Genomic DNA, 21,065 nt, shown 5'->3' with positions numbered 1-21,065 from the left:
GGGCGACTCAGCCGGCGGGGGCCAGGTTCCGCTTGGCGGCCGAGGCTATGTGGTGGCGGGTCACCCGGGCGCACTCGTGCCAGAACGGTATGGCGGTCAGGTATGCGCCGAGCGCGGAGAGGATGCCGAGGGAGACATCCACACTGAGGCGTCCTTGCTTGGCCCAGTAGACGTCCTGCAGGTCGAGAAGCAGGGCGAATTCATCGGCGATGAGTGCGGTTCCTGCGCCGTAGGCGGCCGCGACGGCGGGGTGGCCGACGGCGCGTTCGTCACCGCGCACGGCGATGATCCCGACGCCGGCGAGGGTGCCGATGCCGATGTTGTAGTGGTGCAGGTGCTGGCCGCCGGCAGAGATGTTCCCCCAGGGCAGCCAGCCGCCGCGGATGCCGTGGGTGATGGTCCGCACGGTTCCCCATGTGACGCCGAACGCGATCCATGTCACGAGCAGCGATCTCTTCGTGGGGCTGAGGTTCCGGCCTGCCGACTCGCGCCATCGGGTGATCAGCCGCGGCCCGTGCTGGTTCGGTTGCCCGTCCTGGTTCAGCTGCTCGGAGGTGTCACTGACCATGGGGGTGACCTCCCGCAACCGGATTGCGTGGATCCCCGACAGAGGAAGAGCGAACTGCGTCACCCACGGCGTTCATGCAGCTGCGGCAGTAGTCCTCACGGTCGCTCGCTCCGTCCGGTGTCGGTGCCGCGCTGAAGATCCGCGCGCACATCGTGTTGCCGTTGCCGTCGACGGCATGCCACAGGAGACCGGTGCCGGTCTCCGTCGCTACGTGCTCGGCGCACATGTTGTACATCGGCCACCTCCCGGTCGAACGCTGTTGCGGTCTGTCTCAAGAGAAGCCGACGTCGGTCGGGGCGGCCATTCAAACGATCCGAACCGGTGAATCGGGAGATCGATGAGGTCCGGGGCTCCAGTTGCGAGGCAACATCACCCCAGCGGCCGTTCCGGTGTCACCCTCGCGAGGGATACCTTGGTACCGGCCCGCTGGGCCCGCCGCTGGTCGGCCGACCGCCACGGAGACCGGGGCCGGCCGGCCGTGCTGGAGCCATGCGCCTACGGCAGGCCGGTCGGGGCAGCCAGCGCCAGTTTGTTCCCACCGCAGTCAGCGGCGACGTGGTTCCGGCCACGTGGCCGCCGCCGTCGGCGCCGAGGGGCCTGGCACAGGGGCCGTTGACGGTCGTCGGGAGCACCCGCCGTCCATTGCGGTGGACCGTGCCTCTGTGCCATCCCCAGTGGATCACTTCCCACGGACTGTCGGTAGCGTCAGGGTATGAGTCATCCGCATCCCGAATTGAAAGCTGCTCCTCCGCTGCCGGCAGGAGGACTGAGAGTCGTCGCGCTCGGTGGACTGGGCGAGATCGGCCGCAACATGACGGTGTTCGAACACGCCGGAAAACTGCTGATCGTCGACTGCGGCGTCCTGTTTCCCGAGGAGACACAGCCCGGGGTGGACGTGATCCTTCCGGACTTCACCTCCATCCGCGACCGCCTGGACGACATCGTGGCCGTCGTCCTGACACACGGGCACGAGGACCACATCGGGGGCGTGCCCTACCTGCTGCGCGAGCGGTCCGACATTCCCGTCGTCGGATCGAAGCTCACGCTGGCCTTCCTGGAGGCCAAGCTGAAGGAGCACGGCATCAGGCCGCGCACGGTGCGGGTCCGCGAGGGCGACCGGCGCGGGTTCGGCCCCTTCGACTGCGAGTTCGTCGCCGTCAACCACTCCATCCCGGACGGGCTCGCCGTGGCGATCCGTACCGGTGCCGGCATGGTGCTGCACACCGGTGACTTCAAGATGGACCAGTTCCCCCTGGACGACCGCATCACCGACCTGCGCGCCTTCGCCCGGCTCGGTGAGGAGGGCGTGGACCTCTTCCTCACCGACTCCACGAACGCCGAGGTGCCCGGTTTCACCACGTCCGAACGGGAGTTGAACCCCGCCATCGAGCAGGTCCTGCGCACCGCTCCGCGGCGGGTGATCGTCTCCAGCTTCGCCAGCCATGTGCACCGCATCCAGCAGGTGCTCGACGCCGCGCACCAGCACGGGCGCAAGGTCGCCTTCGTGGGCCGGTCGATGGTCCGCAACATGGGCATCGCCCGTGATCTGGGTTATCTGAAGGTCCCCTCCGGCCTGGTCGTGGGGATGAAGGACATCGAAAAACTGCCGGAGCGTCAGATCGCCCTGGTGTGCACGGGATCGCAGGGCGAGCCGATGGCCGCGCTGTCCCGGATGGCCAACCGCGACCATGTGATCCGCATCGGGAAGGGGGACACGGTCCTGCTGGCCAGCTCCCTGATCCCGGGCAACGAGAACGCCATCTACCGGGTGATCAACGGCCTGACCCGCTGGGGCGCCAACGTCGTCCACAAGGGCAATGCCAAGGTTCATGTCTCCGGCCACGCCAGCGCCGGCGAACTCGTCTACTGCTACAACATCGTCAAGCCCCGCAACGTCATGCCGGTGCACGGCGAATGGCGTCATCTGCGGGCCAACGGCGACCTGGCCGTTCGCACCGGGGTCGACCCGGACCGCGTGGTGATCGCCGAGGACGGTGTCGTCGTCGATCTGGTCGACGGGCGCGCCTCGATCACCGGCAAGGTGCCCGCGGGCAACGTCTATGTGGACGGCATGACGGTCGGCGGCGCCACCGAAGCATCGCTCAAGGACCGTGTCACCCTCGCGGAGGAGGGCGTGGTGACGGTGGTCGCGATCGTGGACGCCGACACCGGGGCGCTCGCGGAGGCACCGGACTTCCTGGCCCGTGGGTTCGTCCACGACGACACCACCTTCGAGCCCGTTGTCCCGGTGATCGAGAAGACCCTGGCCAAGGCGGCGGAGGAAGGCGTCGGCGACGCCCACCAGCTCGAACAGCTCATCGCCCGCGCGGTCGCCAACTGGGCCTTCCGCACCTACCGCCGCAAGCCCCTCATCATTCCAGTGATCATCGACGCCTGACCGGCGCCGCGCGCGGGTTACGGGCGGCGGCGACTCGCCCGCAACCTGGCCGGTCCCTGCTGCGGGCCGACTGAACCGCCCGGCCCGGCAGCCGGCAACGAAGAATTGGAGCAGGGATGAGCGCGCGTTTCGCCGAGCTCGACTGGCAGCCGACGCCGATGGGCGACATCTCTCTGCGGCGCCGGCGGGACCCGCGGTCCGGTGACGACGTGTACGAGGTGAAGCTCGGCGACGAGTACCTCATGTCCAGCCTCTTCACAGCGGGCGAGATCGCACTCGCCCGCCTCGGCCTCGCGGCTCTGCCGGAGACCGGACTGGACGTGGCCGTCGGCGGTCTCGGCCTCGGATACACGGCACGGGCCGCCCTCGACGACGCCCGGGTACGCTCGCTGGTCGTTGTCGACGCGCTCGCCGAAGTGATCGGCTGGCACAAGCGCGGCCTCGTACCACTGGGGGCCGGTCTGGTGGCGGATCCCCGCTGCCGGCTGGTCCACGGAGACTTCTTCGCCGGCGTCGGCGACGGGGGTGGCCTCGACCCGGGAGACCCGGACCGCCGCTTCCACGCCGTCCTGCTCGACATCGACCATTCGCCCCGTCAGGTCCTGCACCCCCGTCACGAGGCGCTCTACCGGCCCGACGGAATGCGCGCCCTGGCCGCACGTCTGCGGCCCGGCGGCGTCTTCGCTCTGTGGTCCAACGACCCGCCCGACCAGAGCTTCGGCGCCGTGCTGGCGGACACGTTCGCGGAGTCCGAAGCCCATGTCGTCCATTTCGACAATCCGTTGCAGCACGGCACCGCCGCCAACACGGTCTACGTCGCACGGAAGGAACCTGCCGGACCATAGACGGCGCGAGCAGGTGGCGCGAACAGTCCGCCGAGGTGGGAACCCGGTCCCCGCGGTGGCCCTCGCGGTCCGCCGTGCGTTGTCCGACCAGGCATACTTCGCGTTCTCGTGCGGACGGTCGTCAGCGGGCTCGGTGTTCTGCCCGGTCGAGCTCCTCGTCGAGCGCCATGGCGGCATCGATGAGGGCAAGGTGGGTGAATGCCTGGGGGAAGTTCCCGAGTTGCTCGCCGGACGGCCCGATTTCCTCGGCGAAGAGACCGACGTGGTTGGCGTAGGTGAGCATCTTGTCGAAGGCGTAGCGGGCCTGGTCGATGCGGCCGGCCTTGGCGAGGGCCCGCACGTAGAGGAAGCTGCACAGGTTGAAGGTGCCCTCGGAGCCTTGGAGTCCGTCCGGGGAAGCGGCCGGATCGTAGCGGTAGACGAGGCTGTCGCTGACGAGTTCCTCGTCCATTGCGTCGAGGGTGGTCAGCCAGTCGGGGTCGTTCGGGGCGAGGAACCCTACGCGGGGCATGAGCAACAGGGACGCGTCCAGGACGTCCGAGTCGTAGTTCTGGACGAAGGCACGGCGCTTGTCGCTCCAGCCGCGATCCACGATCTGGCGGAAGACGGTGTCGCGAGTGGTGACCCAGCGGGCGAGGTCGGCCGGGCGGGAGTGGGCGGTGGCGAGCTTGACGCCGCGGTCGAAAGCCACCCAGGTCATGAGGCGGCTGTAGGTAAAGTCCTGGCGGCCGCCGCGGGTCTCCCAGATGCCCTCGTCGGGACGGTCCCAGTGGTCGACCAGCCAGTCCAGGAGGCCGGCGAAGGCCTTCCAGCCGCGGATGCCGCCGATGTCCTCGGCCTGGGCGAGGGCGTAGGCGGCCTCGCCGTAGATGTCGAGCTGGATCTGGTCGGCGGCAGCGTTTCCGGCCCTGACCGGTGCGGAGCGACGGTATCCCTCCAGGTGGTCGAGGACCTCCTCCGTCAGGTGGGGTTCGCCGTCGACGCGATACATGATCTGGAGCGGTTCGCCCGAGGCGGTGACTCCGGTGTCGAGGCGATCGCGCAGCCAGTGGCGGAAGGCCTGGGCCTCGTCGGTGAAGCCGAGGTCGATCAGCGCGCGGACGGAGAGCGAGGCGTCGCGGACCCAGGTGAAGCGGTAGTCCCAGTTGCGTTCGCCGCCGATCTGCTCGGGCAGGCCCATCGTTGCGGCGGCGATCGGGGCGCCGGTGGGGGCGTAGGTGAGGAGCTTGAGGGTGATGGCGGATCGTACGACCATCTCGTGCCAGCGGCCGCGGTAGCGACAGGAGCGCAGCCAGGTCAGCCAGAACATGCGGCAGGCGTTGAAGGCGAGGGTGATCCCCTCGATGTCGAGTGGCGGGCCGCCGGGGCGCCCGCTGCGGGCGGCGGTGTCGCCGCTCTCGGTGGTGAGGACGATCCCGGCCCGTTCGCCGGCGTGCAGGGTGAAACGGGCGGTGACATCGGTGCCGTCCGGGCGGAGGACGATCGGGGCGGTGGCCTGCAGGTGCAGGTCCGTGCCGGGGCCGTGGAAGACGACGGACCCGTCGTCCAGGCGGTCGAGGGAGTGCACGGCGCGGCCGTAGTCGAAACGCGGCCGACAGATCAGCTCAAACGGCAGGCTGCCCCGCACCACGCGCGCCACCCGCACCAGGCGGTGCCGGTCGGACGGAGTCGTCGACGCGTCCGGCTCCATGAAGTCGAGGACCTCGCCGACGCCGTCCGGGGCCATGTAGCGGGTCACCAAGACGGCGGTGTCCGGCATGTACAGCTGGCGGACGGTGACCTCGTCGCCGGCGTCGACGGCCAGCCGGCAGTCGCCGCCGCGATCGCTGTCGAGCAGGGAGGCGAACAGGCTGGGAGAGTCGAACCTCGGGGCGCACCACCAGTCGACCGTGCCGTCGGCGGCGATCAGTGCTGCGGTCTGCAGGTCGCCGACGAGCCCGTGGTCGGCGATCGGTGGGTAGTCGTTCATGGCTTCTCCTCGCGGTGCGGGGGCACGAGCGTGTCCACCGCGGGTCAATCCGATGCCGTGGCAGGGCGGCCCAGCGCCAGGCGTGCCACGCGTGGCCAGTCGGCCGCCGCTCCGCTCGCCCGTGGCGTACCGGGGCGATGCCGTGGCACGCGGACCCGAAGTACGCGGGGTGCGCTGTGGCATGCGACGGGTGCAGGCAGCACGGTGTGCTCCCCGTCGATGCCGACGGGGAGGGCGGCCGTGTCGGCTTCTACGACAACTTCCTCGGCGCTCAGCCGGATGAGTCCCTCGGCGCGCGGACCGCGCACCATGCGCGCCGCCTGAGCCGCGCTGTCGACCCGCACGCAGACCACGCCGAGCCGCCCCGCGTCCAGCCGCTCCCTGCGCCCGGGACGGGCGGCGTCGACGGCACGCCCGTACAGGTTGTTGCTGACGAGCAGTGCCTGAAGTCCCTCGGCGTAGGTCCGGTCGGCCCTCATCCGCAGCCTGGGTGCGTCAGCCCCGGTGAGGAGGCCGGGGAGGGATTGGAGGACTGTGTGTGCCTTCGCGTTCCGGTACGCGGGGTCGGCGACCACGGACGCGTACGTTCCGAAGGAGGCGTTGTTGACGAAGACCCGGTCTGCGGCGTACCCGAGGTCGACGCGCAGCTCCACGGCGTCGGACAGGGCCTCCAGTGCCGCCGCCGGATCGTCGCGGTCGAGGCCGAGATCGAGGGCGAAGTGGTTGCGGGTCCCGACGGGAACCACCGCGAACGGCAGGTCGTGGCGTGCCGCGACCTCGGCCACCAGGGCCTGGGTGCCGTCACCGCCCGCCACCGCCAACAGGTCGGCTCCGTCGGCGACGGCCTGTCGCGCCAGCTCGGCCACATCCTGGTGCCCGTCGAGCAGGTACACCCGGCAGCCGGCGGCCCGGGCCTTCTCCACGACGCCGAAGCGGCCCACCTTCCCGCCGCCGGAGCGCGGATTCATGAGGATCCAGGGGTGCCGGGGCGCCTCGGCAACCGCCTGTTCGAAGTTGCTGGGCCCGGGTGCCAGAGCGGTACGCGCCGTCGCGACCGCCAGCACCCACAAGGCCAGGGACAAACAGGCCGCCCACAGCATGCCGGCCGTCGCGTACAGGGCGAGCACGGCAACCGGCGCGGCCACCGAAAGAGCCACCCCGAGCGCACGGACCACACCGGTGTGCGCCAGGGCCCACCACACCCCCACTGCGGCGAGCGCCAACCCGGCGACGCAGACCAGCACCCACAGCACGCTCCGCAGACCGGCCGTGATGAGCGGCACCAGGATGCTTCCCAGCAGAGCGAGGACGGCAAGGCGAGCCTGTCCGGGATGGCCCGCCCGTGGCGTTTTGGGCCTGCCCTCTCGGGGGTTGTTGTTCATGAGCCACCGTGCCCTTACTTCTGCGGGCCCGCTCAACACTCACCGGTCGTGAGGTGCGCGCCGGTGCGTGTCGAAGGACTCGTCGCGCCGGACCACGCACAGCGCCCAGACGATGAAGGTGGACATCGCGATCATCACGACCGACCAGATCGGGTAGTACGGCAGGGAAAGGAAGTTCGCGATGATGACGAGTGCGGCGATGGCGATGCCGGTGATGCGGGCCCACGTCGCGGCGCGGACCAACCCAAGGCTGACGAGCATGGCGATTGCGCCCAGAGCGACGTGGACCCAGCCCCAGCCGGTGAGGTCGAACTCGAAGACGTAGTTGGGTGTGGTGACGAAGATGTCGTCCTCGGCGATCGCCATGATGCCGCGGCAGATGTCGAGCACACCGACGATCATGAGCAGAACGCCCCCGACCACCGTCAGACCGCCGGCGATCTCCTGCTTCGTCGTGTCCGCCTGCCGTGTGTGTGTCGCAGTCATGCTGGTGCCTCGTTTCGCGTCGTCCGGCACATGTTCAGCGTCCGGAGGTCGGCCCCTCGCCCGTTGGGTGCTGTCTTCAGCGTGGGCGCGGCCTGGGCGGGTGGCTTCACCCGACGCGGGTGAGACTGCGGGGGCCCGGCAACCATCGATGGACGCACCCTGCGGCGGGATCAGGGTCCCGGAGTACGGGTGCGCGGCGGCAGTTCTGGTTTCAGTCCGTCGTGGCAGGGCCGTGCGGGCCCGTCGGGGGTGCCATTCTGAGCGCGGCCCGCCACCCGAGGGCGACGGCCGCCTCGGCGAGGCCGAGCAGGACGAGCCACAGGCCGAGCAGCCGGATCAGAGCACGGGCCGACTCCATGGGCAGGGCGAGCACCACGATTCCCGCGACGATGCCGAGAACGGCGACGACCACCGCCAGGACGTGCAGGGTCCCGTCCAGCCACACCAGTACCAGGAGGCCCGGCACCAGCGTCGCTACCGCGGAGCCCAGCACCCAGGTCCACGAACGGCCGAGGCGCGCCAGCACGTCCGCAGGACGGGGGATCGCCCCGTCGGCCATGAGTTCCGGGCCGGTGTCTTCCGCTCCGGTACGTGGACCAAGGCCACGTGATTCGGTCATTGCGTACTCCTCGCGCATTCGATGCGGGTCGCTTGCGTACCCGACGGGGCGGTGCGCGGGGACCTGCCCCTCAACGTTCCGCGCGCCGCCGGCTCCCGGATCACCCACGGCGGGTGATCCGCCGGTGCCGCCGGGGGTGTGGGATGGGCACCGGAGGCGTTCGCCGTCCTGCGACGGAACGACGTGTGACGACACAGGACTTGTCGTGGAACGAAGCGAAGAGACGTGCGCGATGAGCGACCCCAAGGCTGCCCGGACGGACCGCCCAGGACCGGGACCGGTCGCGATCCTGGGCCCGGCGGCTCCCACCCCGGTCAGCAGGCGGCGGTCGCGGCCGTCCGACTCCACACCATGCCTGCCTGGCTGTCCCGGAAGCGCCGGGCGGCAGCCCGCCTCTGCTGGTCCAGAGTGGCCCTGCGACACGCTCGCGGACTGTTGCGTGTCATGGAATCAAGTGAACCGCCGCCGGTCCGGGCGATGTGAGGGACACGTCCGTGGCCGAACCGCGGGCGGCATGAATCACATCGTCCGATCCACCGGTAAGCGGCAGCTGAGCGACGCGGCCCTGCCAACTGGCGCGAGCGCTTGCACCGCATCCCGCGGGGAGACCGACGCCGACGCAGGACGGGTCCAGTCAATGCCGCCGCTCCCGACGCACTGGTCTCTACGTCGGGGAAGGGACCGCCACGAAGCTGCGCAGCCGCCTGGCAGTCGACCAGGGCGAGGCCGACGCCCTGAAGGCGGACGCGGAGGTGTGTGAGTCCAGCGTTCCGTGCGGCAGCCCCCTGGCCCGTGCGGCCGGGGGCTGCTGTCAGTGGTCTCAGGTATGTGCGTGGTGGTGCGGACCAGGCTCTGCAAATGCTGTTGTCGTACGGAGTCTGAGCGCGGCGGTCTATGAGGCCGGCCGGGGGCCCGCATGGCACCAGCCGTGTGCGAGTGCCTCGACGAGCTCCTCGGCCTGGTGCCACGGACCGTGTCCCGAGGCGGGGTTGAGGTGTCCGACGGGGCCGAGTTCCACCAGGCGGCTTCCCCATTTGCGAGCGAGTTCGGCGACACGCCCCAGGGACGCCAGGGGATCGTTCGAACTGGCCGCGACGATGCTGGGGAAGGGCAGCGGCTTCCGGGGCACCGGTGTCCAGCCGTACGCCGCCAGCTCGTCGGGAGTGGGGTAGCCGTCCGGCAGCGGCGTCTCGAAGTCCGGGGGCGCGGCCAGCAGTGCGCCCCGGACGTCCGCGTCGTGCCACTGGGCCCACTGCACCGTGGTCATGACGCCCGCGCTGTGGGCGACGATGACGACCGACCCTGTGATCTGCACCATCACCTCGACCACGTTGGCGACGTGGGCGTCACGGCTGAGACGGTTCCACGCCGGCGGGGGGACGATGCGGACGGTGCGGCCGGCTTGACGGAGCTGCTCGGCAAGTATGGTCTGCCAGTGGTCCTCGACGTGGTCCCGCATGCCGGGAACGATCACGATCGTGGGCTTCGAGGTTCCTGTCATGAGGACGCCTCCGGTTCCTCGGGCTCCGTCGTGGCGACGGGTCGGGTGAGACGGTGAAGATCGCGTTCGTACCGGTGGCGGCCGATCAGAAGGGCCCCGGTGGCCGCGATCGCCACGAGCGGGACGAGCTGGAGTGCGCCGAGCAGACCGAGCCGGTCCGCGAGCGCGCCGGTGACGGCGGGGCCGGGGGCCAGTCCGAGCAGGCTCTGGGCCAGCGTGAGTGTGGCGAACGCCGTCGCTGCGATGGCCGCGGGGGTCAGGTTCGCCACCATGGCGGCCCCCGGCCCGGCCGTTCCGGCGCACAGCAGGGCTCCGAGCGCCAGCATCAGCAGCTGCGTCGGGCCGGCAGGCAGGCGGAACGCGGTCATCAGCAGGACGAGAGAGCCGACGCTGCAGCTGATGGCGACGGTCCACTTGCGGATCGGGGCGCGCCGGCTGAACCGGTCCGAGGCGATTCCGCCGGCGATCATGCCGATTCCGATCACCAGGGCGAAGAGGCCCGCGGTCGCACCGGCCTTGGCGGTGGGCATGTCGTAGTAGCGGTTGAAGTAGCTGGGCAGCCAGGCGATCAGGGCCCCCGCGATGAACAACTGCAGACCGCTGCCGATGTAGGCGCTGATCACGGAGACGGAGGAGAACAGCCGTGGGAGGAGCACGCGAAGGCGGTCGGGCGCGCCGGCGCCGGCCGCACCCTCGACCGGATCCTGTCGCGAGGCCAGCCGCTTCTCCGTGACGACGACTGCGTAGATGCCGGCGAGCACCAGGCCGAAGACGCCCATCACGGCGAACGCCCAACGCCAGCCGTATGCCTGGGCCACGGCGCCGCCGATGGATATGCCCAGGACCGAGCCGAAGGCCCCGCCGGCGATGAAGGCCCCGGAGAGCGTGGCCCTCAGGGCGCGGGGGAAGACGCTGAGGACCACGGCGATGCCGACGCTGCCGTACGCGGCCTCACCGATGCCGACGAAGAGCCGGCCGACGAACATCTGGCCGTAGGTCGCTGCCACCGCGCAGCCGAGGGTCGCCAGGCTCCACATCGTGGCCGCGACGACCAGCGATCTGACCCTGCCCCATCGGTCGGCCAGCAGTGAGAGGGGGAAGGTGAGCAGACCGACCATCAGCGCCACGATGCCGCTGAGGGAGCCCAGTCGGGCGTCCGAGAGCAGCCAGTCGGCCTTCAGCATCGGGAAGACGGCGTTGAGGACCTGCCGGGACATGTAGTCCGAGAGCAGGAGTCCGAAACTCAGTGCAAAGACGACCCAGGCGTAGCGCCGGGACACGGGCCACTCCGGGGAACCGGCACCGGTTCTGCCCGGGGCGGGTTCCGCAGTGGTGAGAAACCCCATTGTCATCACCTCAACTGCTCTTGGCGGAAAGGGAATGGGTCAGAACGGCCTGTCGCCGACGATCCCGGCGCGCTCCATCCGGCGGACGGCGGGCCAGTAGTCCTGGACGGCGTAGTGCTGGGTGGAGCGGTTGTCCCAGATGGCGACGCTGTTCGGCGTCCAGCGCCAGCGCACCTGGTACTCGGGGACTGCGGCCTGGCTGATCAGGTAGTTCAGCAGCAGGCCCGCGCCGGGGGCGTAGTCCTGCCCGAAGCGGACGTTCCCGGGCGTGTGGTAGTTGACGAAGTGTGTGGTGAAGGCGTTGACGAAGAGGATCTGTTCGCCGGTCTCGGGGTGGGTGCGCACCACCGGGTGCTCCGCGTCGGGGAACCGAGCCTTGAGGGCGTGACGCTCCTTCTGCGGCATGACGGCGCCGAAGGTGGCCTCGATGCTGTGCCGGGCCCGCAGGTCCCGGATCTGGGTCCTGATGTGTTCCGGCAGCCGGCGGTGGGCCTCCACCATGTTGACCCAGATCGTGTCGCCGCCGACCGGGGGCGACTCGATGCAGCGCAGCACGGCGCCCATGGACGGGTTCTCACGCCAGGTGCCGTCGGTGTGCAGTGCGTTTTCGTAATGTTCCGGCGCGCTGTCGAGGTTCTTGTAGATGCGGACCAGGCCAGGGTGGTCGGGGTCGCTGCCGGCCACCGGGTGGTCCTCCAGCGGGCCGAAGCGCTCGGCCAGGGCCACGTGTTCGGCGCGCGTGATGTCCTGGTCGCGCAGGAACAGGACCTTGTACTGCAGGAGCAGAGCCCTGATCTCGGCGAACAGATCATCGTCGCGCGAGGCGTCGCCGAGGTTCACGCCGGAGAGTTCGGCGCCGATGGTGCAGGTCAGCGGCTCGACGCCGATCGAGCCTCGGGAGTGGGCGCGCACTGACGCGGGCGCGCCCTCCCGAGGGGCGAGTGTCTTGTCCATGGTGCTTCCTCCTGGAGCGGGTGGTAGTGCGCGTGGGTCGGCAGGGGCTCAGAGGACGAAGACGGACGATCCCGTGGTCCGTCCCGCTTCCAGCTCGCGGTGTGCCTCGACGGCGTCCTCGAGCGCGTAGCGCTGGTTGATCTCGATGGCGATGCGGCCGGAAGCGACGTGGTCGAAGAGCTCGCCCGCAAGTTCGGCCCGTTCCGCCGGTTCGGTGATGTAGTCGGCGAGCGCAGGCCGGGTGACGAACAGGGAGCCGTTGACGGCCAGTTGCATGGCGTCGATGGGTGGGACCTGGCCGGAAGCCGTACCGAAGCAGACCAGCAGCCCGCGGCGCCGCAGCGAGGCGAGCGAGGCGGCGTAGGTGGTCCTGCCGACGCTGTCGAAGGCGACGGGGACCCCTGCGCCGTCGGTCAGTTCGCGAACCCGCTCGGCCACGTTCTCGCGCTGGTAGTGGATGACGTGGTCGCAGCCGTGGGCGCGGGCGAGCTCGGCCTTCTCCTCGGTGGAGACGGTGCCGATGACGTTCAGCCCGAGCAGCTTGGCCCACTGGCAGACGATGAGGCCGACGCCTCCCGCCGCTGCGGTCAGCAGGATCGTGTCGCCGGCCTTCAGCGGATGGATCCTGCGTAGCAGGTACGCGGAGGTGAGTCCGCGCATGGTCATCGCAGCCGCGGTCTCGAAGCCGATGCCCTCCGGCAGCTGGATCAGGGAGTCGGCGGGCATCACCCGTTCCGTGCTGTAGGCACCGAGCGGGCTTCCGGTGTACGTGACCCGGTCGCCCTCGGCGACGTGGGTGACCTGCTCGCCCACTGCCTCGACCACACCCGCGGCCTCGACGCCCAGTCCGGCGGGCAGCGTCGCGGGATACAGGCCGCTGCGGAAGTAGGTGTCGGCGAAGTTCAATCCGACGGCTTCGTGCCGGATCCGTACCTCGCCCGGACCGGGGTCGCCGACGACGACCTCTTCCCGGCGCAGGACTTCGGGACCGCCGGTCTCCTTGAAGCGGATGGCGTGAGCCATGGGCGTACTCCGTTGTTGGTGAGGTGAGGAGGAAAGGGGACCGCCGGTGCCGGGGGTTGGCCCCGGCGGTCTCATGGGGCTCGGATACGCGGCGGGCGCGGCGGCGCGGTGGTCCCGTGCCGCGATCAGACGTCGCGCAGCATGAAGCCGCGCCGGCCAGGACGGCGGTTCGGCACCATGCCGAGGCGGGCCAGCGTCTCGTCGGCGCCCGAGTAGTACTCGCCGAGCTTGTAGATCTTCTTGGCCTCTGCGCCGGTCGCGATGTCACGGCCGAGCGCCTCGGAGATCTTCACCATCTGCTCGACCTGCTCGACGGTGGTCATGCGCTCGCCCTTGCGCCGCCACAGGTTGTCCTCGTTGCCCACGCGCACGTGCACGCCGAGCGCGATGCCGATCGCGTTCATCGGTGCCACAGCACGCATGGAGCTCTCGATGGTGAGGACGGCGCCGTCCGGGGTGCGGCGGACGAACTCGATCAGGTCGGCCGGGTGCCGGCCCGCGAAGCCGCCCCCGATGGCCACGTAGTTGAGGACCAGCGGACCCGCGTGGACTCCGGCCCTGACGAGCCGCTCCACGGTCTCGAGCTGGGCCAGCGTGGCGAGCTGGAAATGCGGCTGGATGCCGTTCGCGTGCAGGCGCTTGAGGTGCTCCAGGTAGAAGTCGGGACCCGCCTCGACGACCATGTCGCGATACGCCTTGTAGTACTCGGGCTTGGCGATCGAGGTGCCTTCCAGGTCGTCGTCGGTCATGATCTCGACGATGTTCATCTGGCTGGTGTTGATCGCGATCGTCACCTGGTCCGGCGCCGGGGTGAGGTCGGCCAGGAGGTGGCGGGTGTCGTAGCTCAGCCACTTGGCCTCGCTGCCCTCGTCCTCCGGGGCGAACGAGATCGAGCCGCCGATCTGCAGGACCATGTCCGGCACGGCTTGCCGCAGTCGGCCGAGCAACTCGTTGAACATGGACATCCGCTTGGAGCCCTTGCCGTCGAGCTCACGTACGTGGATGTGGAGCACGGTGGCGCCGGCGTTGTAGCAGTCGACGGCCGCCTGGACGTGCTCGTCCATCGTCAGGGGAAGGTCGTCGGCGTCCCCGGGTAGCCACTCCGGCCCGTAGGGAGCGGCCTGGATCACCAGCTTCTCCTGGTTCTCCGGGAAAAGTGAGTCGTCGTGGAAGTGCACGGTCCGTCTCCTTCGTGCGATCGGTGATCACTCGCCGGGAGCAGCGCCCCGTGCGATGCGAGGCCATGAGGTGTCGGCGAGGATCGATGCGGGTCACCGGGGGACAGCGGGCGCATGGCGGCCCGGTACGCTCGACCGGTCCGGAGGGGACGTGCACTGGGGGAGTACCACGGCTCTCCTCCGGCGGCCGACCGCGTCTCTGCGGTGCTGCCAAGGTAGGGGGGAGCGCCCGAGCCCGCTTGACCCTCGGGGACGGATAACTTGTCATTTGGGGACAGCGGTCAGTGACGCGCCGAGTGAGCCGGTCCGCCCCGGCCGGCCTCGGTGCCGCTTGTGGCGTCAGTCCTGGCCGGGGTGTTGCTGCCGGCTCCTGTCGGTGCGCCACGACCTCGGGCTGCATCCGAACTGCTCGCGGAACCAGCGCGAGAAGGCGCTCAGCGACGAGAAGCCCAGCAGGTCGGAGATCTCCGTCAGCGTGCGCCGCGGATTCGCGACGAACTGCTCGGCGAGGTGCATGCGGGTGGCGTTGAGGAGTGAGGAGAACGTCTCGCCCGAGGAGGCCAGATGCCGGTGGACGGTGCGCCGGTCGACCCCTAGGCTGCGCGCGACCTGCTCGATCGAGCAGCGTCCGCTCGGCAGCAGGACCTCGATCAGCTCCCGTACCCGGTCCGCGACGGTGGTGTCCTTGGGGACCGCGATCGCCTCGAAGTACCGGCGGGCGTACTCCCGCAGCAGCGGGTCCGCCGTGGCGTTGGGTGCATCGAGGTCGTCGGCGTAGAAGACGATGCCGTCGAACTCGCGACCGAACTCCACCGTGGGGCCGAACGCGCGTCGGTGCGTCGCGGCGTCCGCCGGTCCGGGGTGCCTGAACCACACGGAGAGAGGCTGCCACCGTGGGTGCAGGAAGCCCCGCAGGATCCGGTGGAAGGCGGCGACGGCCAGTTCCGTGGCCTGCCGGGTCTCCATGGTCTCGCCGAGCCGCAGGTCGACCTTCAACGTGGCCAGCCCGTCGTCTTCGGACAGCCGGGCGTGCAGGACCTCGTTGTACATGTGCTGATGACGGATCAACAGCCCCAGTGCGCTCCGTACGTCGGGTTCCTCGCGGACGACCAGACTGACGGGGCCGAGGTTGGAGAAGCGCCGGAACTCGGCCATCAGTACGCCGAAATCCTCGTGCCCGGAGGCGGCTGCCGACAGTTCGAGCACCTGGACCGCGGCCGCCCCGGAGATCCACCGGTCCTGGACCGCGAGGGCGGCGGTATCCAGGCCCACGCGCTGCATCAGGGACTGCGGATCGATGCCGAGCGAGCGGCACAGCTCGACATAACCGCTGAGGGCCGCGGTGCGGACCAGAGGCCTCATGTGGCCCTCCAGGGGCTGTCCGGGTCGTGTCCCGAGAAGACAAGTCACATGTCACGCCAGGACAAGCAAGGCGGGTAGGGGCAACCTAGCATGGCGCACGTTCACCGGCCCGGTCCCCCTTCGGCGACGGCCCGGGCCGGTATAGCGCGTGACGGGACGGAGGCGCACATGACCGGTACGGCAGGCCCAGGTGGGGCGCTGCACACGCCCTGTTCGGGCCCTTCGTTGTGGCGAGGCGGAGATCTGGCTGACCGCGAGGAGTGGACCCTGCGGCTCTCGCCCCACCACCTCGCCGAGCTCGACACCGCCCTGTGGGAGGCGCGCGGGCGCGATCTCACGCTGCTGAAGCTGACGGCGGCCGACTTCCCGCTCCCCACGCTCGCCGGTGAACTCAAGCGCATCGCCGGGACACTGGAACACGGGCGAGGGTTCGCGATCGTGAAGGGCCTCCCGGTCGAGCAACTGGGCGAGTCGGCCGCGAGCATGGTCTTCTGGGGCCTCGGCCAGCACTTGGGGCGGCCGGTCCCGCAGAACGCGGACGGGCACATGCTCGGCCACGTCCGGGACACCGGCCGCAGCCTGACCGATCCGGCAACACGCGGCTACCAGACCCGTGCAGCGCTGCCCTTCCACACCGACGGGGCCGATCTGCTCGCGCTCCTTTGCCTGCGGGCGCCCCGTACCGGAGGGCGCACGTCCCTGGTCAGCGCGGCGGCCGTCCACAACGCGGTACTGAGCCTTTGTCCCGATCTGGCCGAGCGGATGTACCGCCCGTACTGCTTCGACCGTCGGCAGGAGCATCCTCCCGAGGAGCCGCCCTACACGGCCGCCCCGCTCGCCGCCCGGTTGCCGGGGGGAGCACTGAGCATGCGCTACAACCGGTGCTACCTGGAATCCGCCCAGCGCTTCCCCCAGGTGCCCCGCCTGGAACCGGCGGATCTGGAGCTGTTCGACCTCATTGACGACGTGGCGGGCTCCCCGCAGTGCCGGCTCGACATCGACCTTCAGGTCGGCGATCTGCTGTTGCTCAACACCCACACGATCATGCACGCGCGAGAGCAGTTCGAGGACCACGACCAGCCCGAACTCAAGCGCCATCTACTGCGACTGTGGCTGAACGTGCCACACCGCCCCTCTACCGGCGGTGCTCGCGGCGGGGTCACCCCGCGTGATGTGATCCGCCCCCGGAACACCGCCTCGCAGGCGGGGACGAACCCAAGGAGATTGCCGACATGACCAACCTCGCCACGTTCCTGGTGAACTCCGCCACGGCCAAGGGCGATGGCATCGCCGTGCGCCACGACGACAGTATGCTCACCTACGCCCAGTTGGACGACGCGAGCGCCAGACTAGCCGCCCTCCTGCGCGACCGTGGCGTCCGGCCCGGCGACCGCGTCGCGGTGACCATGCCCAACGTGCCGCTGTTCCCGGTCGTCTACTACGGCGTCCTCCGGGCCGGCGGGGTGGTCGTGCCGATGAATCCGCTCCTGAAGGCCCGTGAGGTGGCCTTCACCCTGCGCGACTGCGGGGCACGGATCGCGCTGGTGTACCCCCTGTTCGCGGACGAGGTGGCGAAGGCCGCCGCCGAGACCGGAACCCCATGCCTGGTCACTGAGCCCCTGGCCTTCGACGATGTGCTGCGGGCCCACGAACCGATGCCCGGAATCGTCGACCGGATCGATGACGACCCGGCCCTCATCCTCTACACCTCGGGCACGACCGGGACGCCGAAGGGGGCCGAACTGTCCCACCGGAACCTGGTCACCAACACCGCCACCACGGCCGAGACACTCCTCCAGGTCGGACCTGAGGACGTGCTCTTCGGCGGCCTGCCCCTCTTCCATGCCTTCGGCCAGACCTGCGCGCTCAACACAGCCGCCGCCGCCGGCGCCACGCTGACCCTGCTGCCGCGGTTCGAGCCAGGGCGCGTCCTGGAGATCATGGCGCGCGACGGGGTCACCGTGTTCCTCGGCGTGCCGACGATGTACGCGGCGCTGCTCCACGCCGAGCTCCCCGAAGGCTTCGACACGCACAGGCTGCGCCTCGCCGTCTCCGGCGGCGCTTCGCTTCCGGTCGAGGTGCTGCACGGCTTCGAGCGGCGCTTCGGCGTCACGGTACTGGAGGGATACGGACTCTCCGAGACGTCGCCGGTTGCCGCGTTCAATCATCCCGACCGCCCGCGCAAGGCGGGCTCGATCGGGCAGCCCATCCGCGGAGTCGAGATGAAGCTCGTCGCCGAGGGCGGCGGCGCGGTCCCCCCGGGCGAGGTCGGCGAGATCGTGATCCGCGGCGAGAACGTGATGACCGGCTACCGCAACCGTCCGGAGGCCACGGCGGAGGCGATCCGCGACGGGTGGTTCCACAGCGGCGACCTGGCCCGCATCGACGAGGACGGCTTCTACTTCATCGTCGACCGCAAGAAGGACCTGATCATCCGAGGTGGCTACAACGTCTACCCACGTGAGGTCGAGGAGGTGCTGTACGAGCACCCGGCCGTCGCCGAAGCCGCCGTCGTCGGCGTGCCGCACCCGGTTCACGGCGAGGAGATCGCCGCGGTGATCACACTCCGGGCCGGTGCCCGTGCCACGGCCGAGGAAATTCGCGAACACGTCAAGGACCGGTTGGCGGCGTACAAGTACCCGCGGATCGTCACCTTCGCGGCCGAGCTTCCCAAGGGCCCCACCGGCAAGATCCTCAAGCGCGAGATCGTGGTCACCGATCGGTGACGACGCGGCGTCCGGCGGCGAACTGGCTCCCCAGCCGTGCCCCGGCACGTTGGTCGGCCGTGGCAGCAGCCGGCTGAAGATGGCCGCGGGCGCGACGCGCTCCGGGGCGATGCCGTGCACCGCCGACATCAGGCCGGCGCGGTATCGGGTCCCCGGACCGGACGGCGCAGCGCCAACCGTGCCACGCGCGGGCAGTCGGCGGACGCCCCCACGACCCGCGGCGCGTGAGGGCGACGGCGCGGTACGCGGTCCCGGCGAGGGCCAGGCGGCGCTGTGGCACACGTCGGGAGCCGGCAGGACGACGTGTTCACCGTCGAGGCCGACCAGCACCCACAGCACGCTTCGCAGACCGGCGGCGACGAGCGGTCAACGCCGCTCGGACAGTTCGAAGATGTTGCCGCGCTCGACCACGCACAGGGCCCAGATGATGAAGGCGGAGAGCGCGATCATCACGATCGACCACACCGGGTAGTACGGCAGGGAGAGGAAGTTGCCGATGATGACGAGTCCGGCGATGCCCACGCCGGTGACGCGCGCCCACGTCGCCGTCCGGAGCAGTCCGATGCTGACGATCACGGCGAGCGCCCCAAGGACGAGGTGGATCCATCCCCAACTGGTCAGGTCGAACTCGAACACGTAGTTGGGCGTCGTGACGAAGATGTCGTCCTCGGCGATGGCCATGATGCCCCGGAAGATTTCAGATAGGTCTGCGCGGTCATGTCAGGCCTCCGTCCCGGGCGCTCACCCGGCAGCGCTTCTCTGTCCCCTTCAGCGTGCCCACGGCAGTCAGCGGGCGTCTCACCCGGCGCGGGTGAGTGTGCGCTGCGCTGAAATTGCCGCCGCTCGACCCGTTCCCCGCCGTCTCGGATCAGGGGTCGCTCTCCTTACCCGGGTGCGGGTGCGGCAGCAGCCTCAGGACCACGGGTTCCGACCATGCCTCACGAAACCGCCCGGTCCGCCGCCCGGTCGGTCGGTCCGGAGGCGGCCCCGAGGATCGCCAGGACGATCAGGACGGCCAGGGCGACGCCGAGTACGAGCGCCACCGCTCCGACCGTGGGGTGGTTCCAGAGCACCAGCGCCAGAGCTGCGGCCGCGATGATCCCACCCGTGGTCCACGCCCGGTGGTCCGCCAGCCAGCGTCCGGTGGACCCGGTGCGCACTCCCGCGCGGCGCAGGCCCCGGCCGGCGGCCGTCGTGCCCCGTTCCGCCGTGGTGCGGACGGCGCGGGCGGGGCGCCCGGGACCGTACAGACAGGCGACGAGTGCGGTGATCACCGAGAGGACCAGCAGAGTGCGCGTGCTGTCGCGCAGGAAGCGGACGAACGTGTCGTAGATCGCCGCGGCCGCGTCGGTGGGCAGCGCCGTGGGCGGGACAGAGTCCAGATAGACACGTCTGACGACGGCGAGAGCGACGAGCAGCACGACCATCATCACGCCGACACCCGTAGCGGTGATCATCAGCATCGCCCGGTGTGCCGGAGCGGTCCACACGGCGAGGGCGGCGAGTGCGACGGTCAGGACGGGCAGCCAGACGCCCAGAACGTCCAGCAGGCGCATGGCGTCCTGCGCCTTGCCCAGCTCCTCCGTCTGGAACAGCGTGATCGTCCGGTCGGTGTCCGGGATGGCGGCGGCCTTGTCGAAGCCCGCGTCGACGAGTCGCTCCCGTGCCTGGTCGACGACCTCGCCCACATCCAGTTGGACGGTTCCCCCCTCGGCGCGCAGGGCGCCCCCTCCGTCATCGGTGAGCATGTTCACCACCGCTGCGTGCGACCGCCGGTTGGCGCCTTCCCAGGCCTGCTGGAAGGCATCGCTGGTGATCACACCGCTGACGGTGCGGTCCACGACGTTCCTGACCGCGTCCTGCAGGGGAGCGGTGAGGGCATCGGCCCCCTCCACGACGCGGGGTGGTGCTCCCGCGTCCTGGAGTGCCTTGGTGAGCGAGTCCGTCACCGCCCCGACGTCCACCCGCTCCACCACGCGGTTCGTGAGCCGGTTGATCACGGCGTCCTGTACGGGCGGCTCGGACGCCAGTGGCGCCATGGTCTCCACGTACCTGTCTGTGTCGGAGACCGTCTCCTGGACCCAGGCCGCGACGACGGCCAGGGGCGCAAGCAGCAGGGTCAGCACCAGGAGTGCGGAGGAGCTCGCCAGGCGTACGCGCCGGTGGCGCACCGCCGCGTGGCGGCGCAGCCGCTCGTACTCCGCACGTTCCTCGTGGGTAAGGGCGTGCTTGCCGTTCGTGGCTCCGCCGGAGTCGGAAGGGCCGGGGGGCGCGGTCGGGTTCACGGGTACTCCTTGGGGCGGTTGCGGTGTCAGGCCGCAGGAGGGGAACGTAGCGGCCCCGGGACGTGCGTCCTCGCGAGCGCAGCCCGCACGCGAGGGCGACCAGCGCTTCGGCGAGGCCGAGCAGGACGAGCCACATGCCGAGCAGCCGGGTCAGGGCGTTGGCCGACTCGGTCGGCACGGCGAGAACCACGACGCCTGCGACAGTGCCGAGCACTGCGGCGACCAGGACGGGCCACGGTGCGCGATGCCCGACGATGCGGCATGGTCATGGCTCCTCCACACCTGATCGAGCGGTTGCTTCAGGACGTCCGCGGGGTGGTGGGAGGGGGCGGTGTGCCACCCGACCGTTTCAGGATCACGACTGTCACCGGGGCAGGGGTCACCCACCACGGGTGATCCGGCGACGCCGCCCTGGCGGTGAGC

General features: G+C 70.2%; 16 protein-coding genes and 2 pseudogenes. 4 read left to right on the top strand and 14 right to left on the bottom strand.

Going from position 1 to position 21,065, the window contains the following annotated elements:
- Positions 1–7: 7 nt before the first annotated feature.
- Entirely contained in the window at positions 8–568 is a 561-nt protein-coding gene (locus ACIPJI_RS22540; RefSeq protein WP_402248337.1) for a hypothetical protein, read from the bottom strand.
- 712 nt (positions 569–1,280) lie between these two features.
- Between ACIPJI_RS22540 and ACIPJI_RS22535 the strand changes: the two genes are divergently transcribed.
- The gene (locus tag ACIPJI_RS22535; protein ID WP_402248335.1) at positions 1,281–2,966 is read left to right on the top strand and encodes a ribonuclease J; all 1,686 of its coding nucleotides are present in this window, start codon (positions 1,281–1,283) and stop codon (positions 2,964–2,966) included.
- Positions 2,967–3,082: 116 nt separating this feature from the next.
- A complete protein-coding gene (locus ACIPJI_RS22530) occupies positions 3,083–3,811 on the top strand; it encodes a spermidine synthase (RefSeq protein WP_356619593.1) in 729 nt (242 codons plus the stop codon).
- Between the two features lie 121 nt (positions 3,812–3,932).
- On the opposite strand, the gene ACIPJI_RS22525 is transcribed toward ACIPJI_RS22530, so the two are convergent.
- The 10 genes from ACIPJI_RS22525 to ACIPJI_RS22480 all read right to left on the bottom strand — a co-directional run bounded on the left by ACIPJI_RS22525 (position 3,933) and on the right by ACIPJI_RS22480 (position 15,631).
- Entirely contained in the window at positions 3,933–5,780 is a 1,848-nt protein-coding gene (locus ACIPJI_RS22525; protein WP_402248333.1) for a glycoside hydrolase family 15 protein, read from the bottom strand.
- A 44-nt stretch (positions 5,781–5,824) separates the two neighbouring features.
- Positions 5,825–7,162: a diacylglycerol kinase family protein gene (locus ACIPJI_RS22520; RefSeq protein WP_402248331.1), complete on the bottom strand. Its 1,338-nt coding sequence runs from the start codon at positions 7,160–7,162 to the stop codon at positions 5,825–5,827.
- Positions 7,163–7,201: 39 nt separating this feature from the next.
- Complete coding sequence (locus ACIPJI_RS22515; RefSeq protein WP_402248329.1) at positions 7,202–7,648, bottom strand: hypothetical protein; 447 nt, start codon at positions 7,646–7,648, stop codon at positions 7,202–7,204.
- A 211-nt stretch (positions 7,649–7,859) separates the two neighbouring features.
- A complete protein-coding gene (locus ACIPJI_RS22510; protein ID WP_402248327.1) occupies positions 7,860–8,267 on the bottom strand; it encodes a hypothetical protein in 408 nt (135 codons plus the stop codon).
- A gap of 892 nt (positions 8,268–9,159) precedes the next feature.
- Positions 9,160–9,768 (bottom strand): RBBP9/YdeN family alpha/beta hydrolase, encoded by a 609-nt coding sequence (locus ACIPJI_RS22505; RefSeq protein WP_402248326.1) that lies wholly within the window; start codon positions 9,766–9,768, stop codon positions 9,160–9,162.
- Positions 9,765–11,048, bottom strand: coding sequence for an MFS transporter (locus tag ACIPJI_RS22500; RefSeq protein WP_402248324.1), 1,284 nt, complete (start codon positions 11,046–11,048; stop codon positions 9,765–9,767). Before ACIPJI_RS22500 ends, ACIPJI_RS22505 begins: the two co-directional genes overlap by 4 nt.
- 105 nt (positions 11,049–11,153) lie before the next feature.
- Positions 11,154–12,068, bottom strand: coding sequence for a TauD/TfdA dioxygenase family protein (locus ACIPJI_RS22495; RefSeq protein ID WP_402248323.1), 915 nt, complete (start codon positions 12,066–12,068; stop codon positions 11,154–11,156).
- 48 nt (positions 12,069–12,116) lie between these two features.
- Positions 12,117–13,091: a quinone oxidoreductase family protein gene (locus ACIPJI_RS22490; protein ID WP_402248321.1), complete on the bottom strand. Its 975-nt coding sequence runs from the start codon at positions 13,089–13,091 to the stop codon at positions 12,117–12,119.
- Positions 13,092–13,216: 125 nt separating this feature from the next.
- Positions 13,217–14,269: a 3-keto-5-aminohexanoate cleavage protein gene (locus ACIPJI_RS22485; RefSeq protein ID WP_402248319.1), complete on the bottom strand. Its 1,053-nt coding sequence runs from the start codon at positions 14,267–14,269 to the stop codon at positions 13,217–13,219.
- 339 nt (positions 14,270–14,608) lie between these two features.
- Positions 14,609–15,631, bottom strand: a complete 1,023-nt coding sequence (locus ACIPJI_RS22480) for an AraC family transcriptional regulator (protein WP_402248317.1) — start codon at positions 15,629–15,631, stop codon at positions 14,609–14,611.
- A 168-nt stretch (positions 15,632–15,799) separates the two neighbouring features.
- Between ACIPJI_RS22480 and ACIPJI_RS22475 the strand changes: the two genes are divergently transcribed.
- Complete coding sequence (locus tag ACIPJI_RS22475) at positions 15,800–16,867, top strand: TauD/TfdA family dioxygenase (RefSeq protein ID WP_402248315.1); 1,068 nt, start codon at positions 15,800–15,802, stop codon at positions 16,865–16,867.
- A complete protein-coding gene (locus ACIPJI_RS22470) occupies positions 16,864–18,357 on the top strand; it encodes a long-chain fatty acid--CoA ligase (protein WP_402248313.1) in 1,494 nt (497 codons plus the stop codon). Before ACIPJI_RS22475 ends, ACIPJI_RS22470 begins: the two co-directional genes overlap by 4 nt.
- Before the next feature lie 366 nt (positions 18,358–18,723).
- Here the strand turns inward: ACIPJI_RS22470 and ACIPJI_RS22465 are convergent.
- The 3 genes and pseudogenes from ACIPJI_RS22465 to ACIPJI_RS22455 all read right to left on the bottom strand — a co-directional run.
- Positions 18,724–19,062, bottom strand: a pseudogene (locus ACIPJI_RS22465) (hypothetical protein); the annotation flags it as partial.
- A 233-nt stretch (positions 19,063–19,295) separates the two neighbouring features.
- Positions 19,296–20,642, bottom strand: a complete 1,347-nt coding sequence (locus tag ACIPJI_RS22460; RefSeq protein WP_402248312.1) for a hypothetical protein — start codon at positions 20,640–20,642, stop codon at positions 19,296–19,298.
- A gap of 26 nt (positions 20,643–20,668) precedes the next feature.
- Positions 20,669–20,885, bottom strand: a pseudogene (locus ACIPJI_RS22455) (DUF308 domain-containing protein); the annotation flags it as partial.
- Positions 20,886–21,065: the final 180 nt, after the last annotated feature.

This window comes from Streptomyces sp. NPDC086835 (assembly GCF_044745705.1).
Taxonomy (GTDB): Bacteria; Actinomycetota; Actinomycetes; order Streptomycetales; family Streptomycetaceae; genus Streptomyces.
The sequence above is the reverse complement of the archived record's forward strand: the minus strand, read 5'-3'. Positions and strand labels throughout refer to the sequence as shown.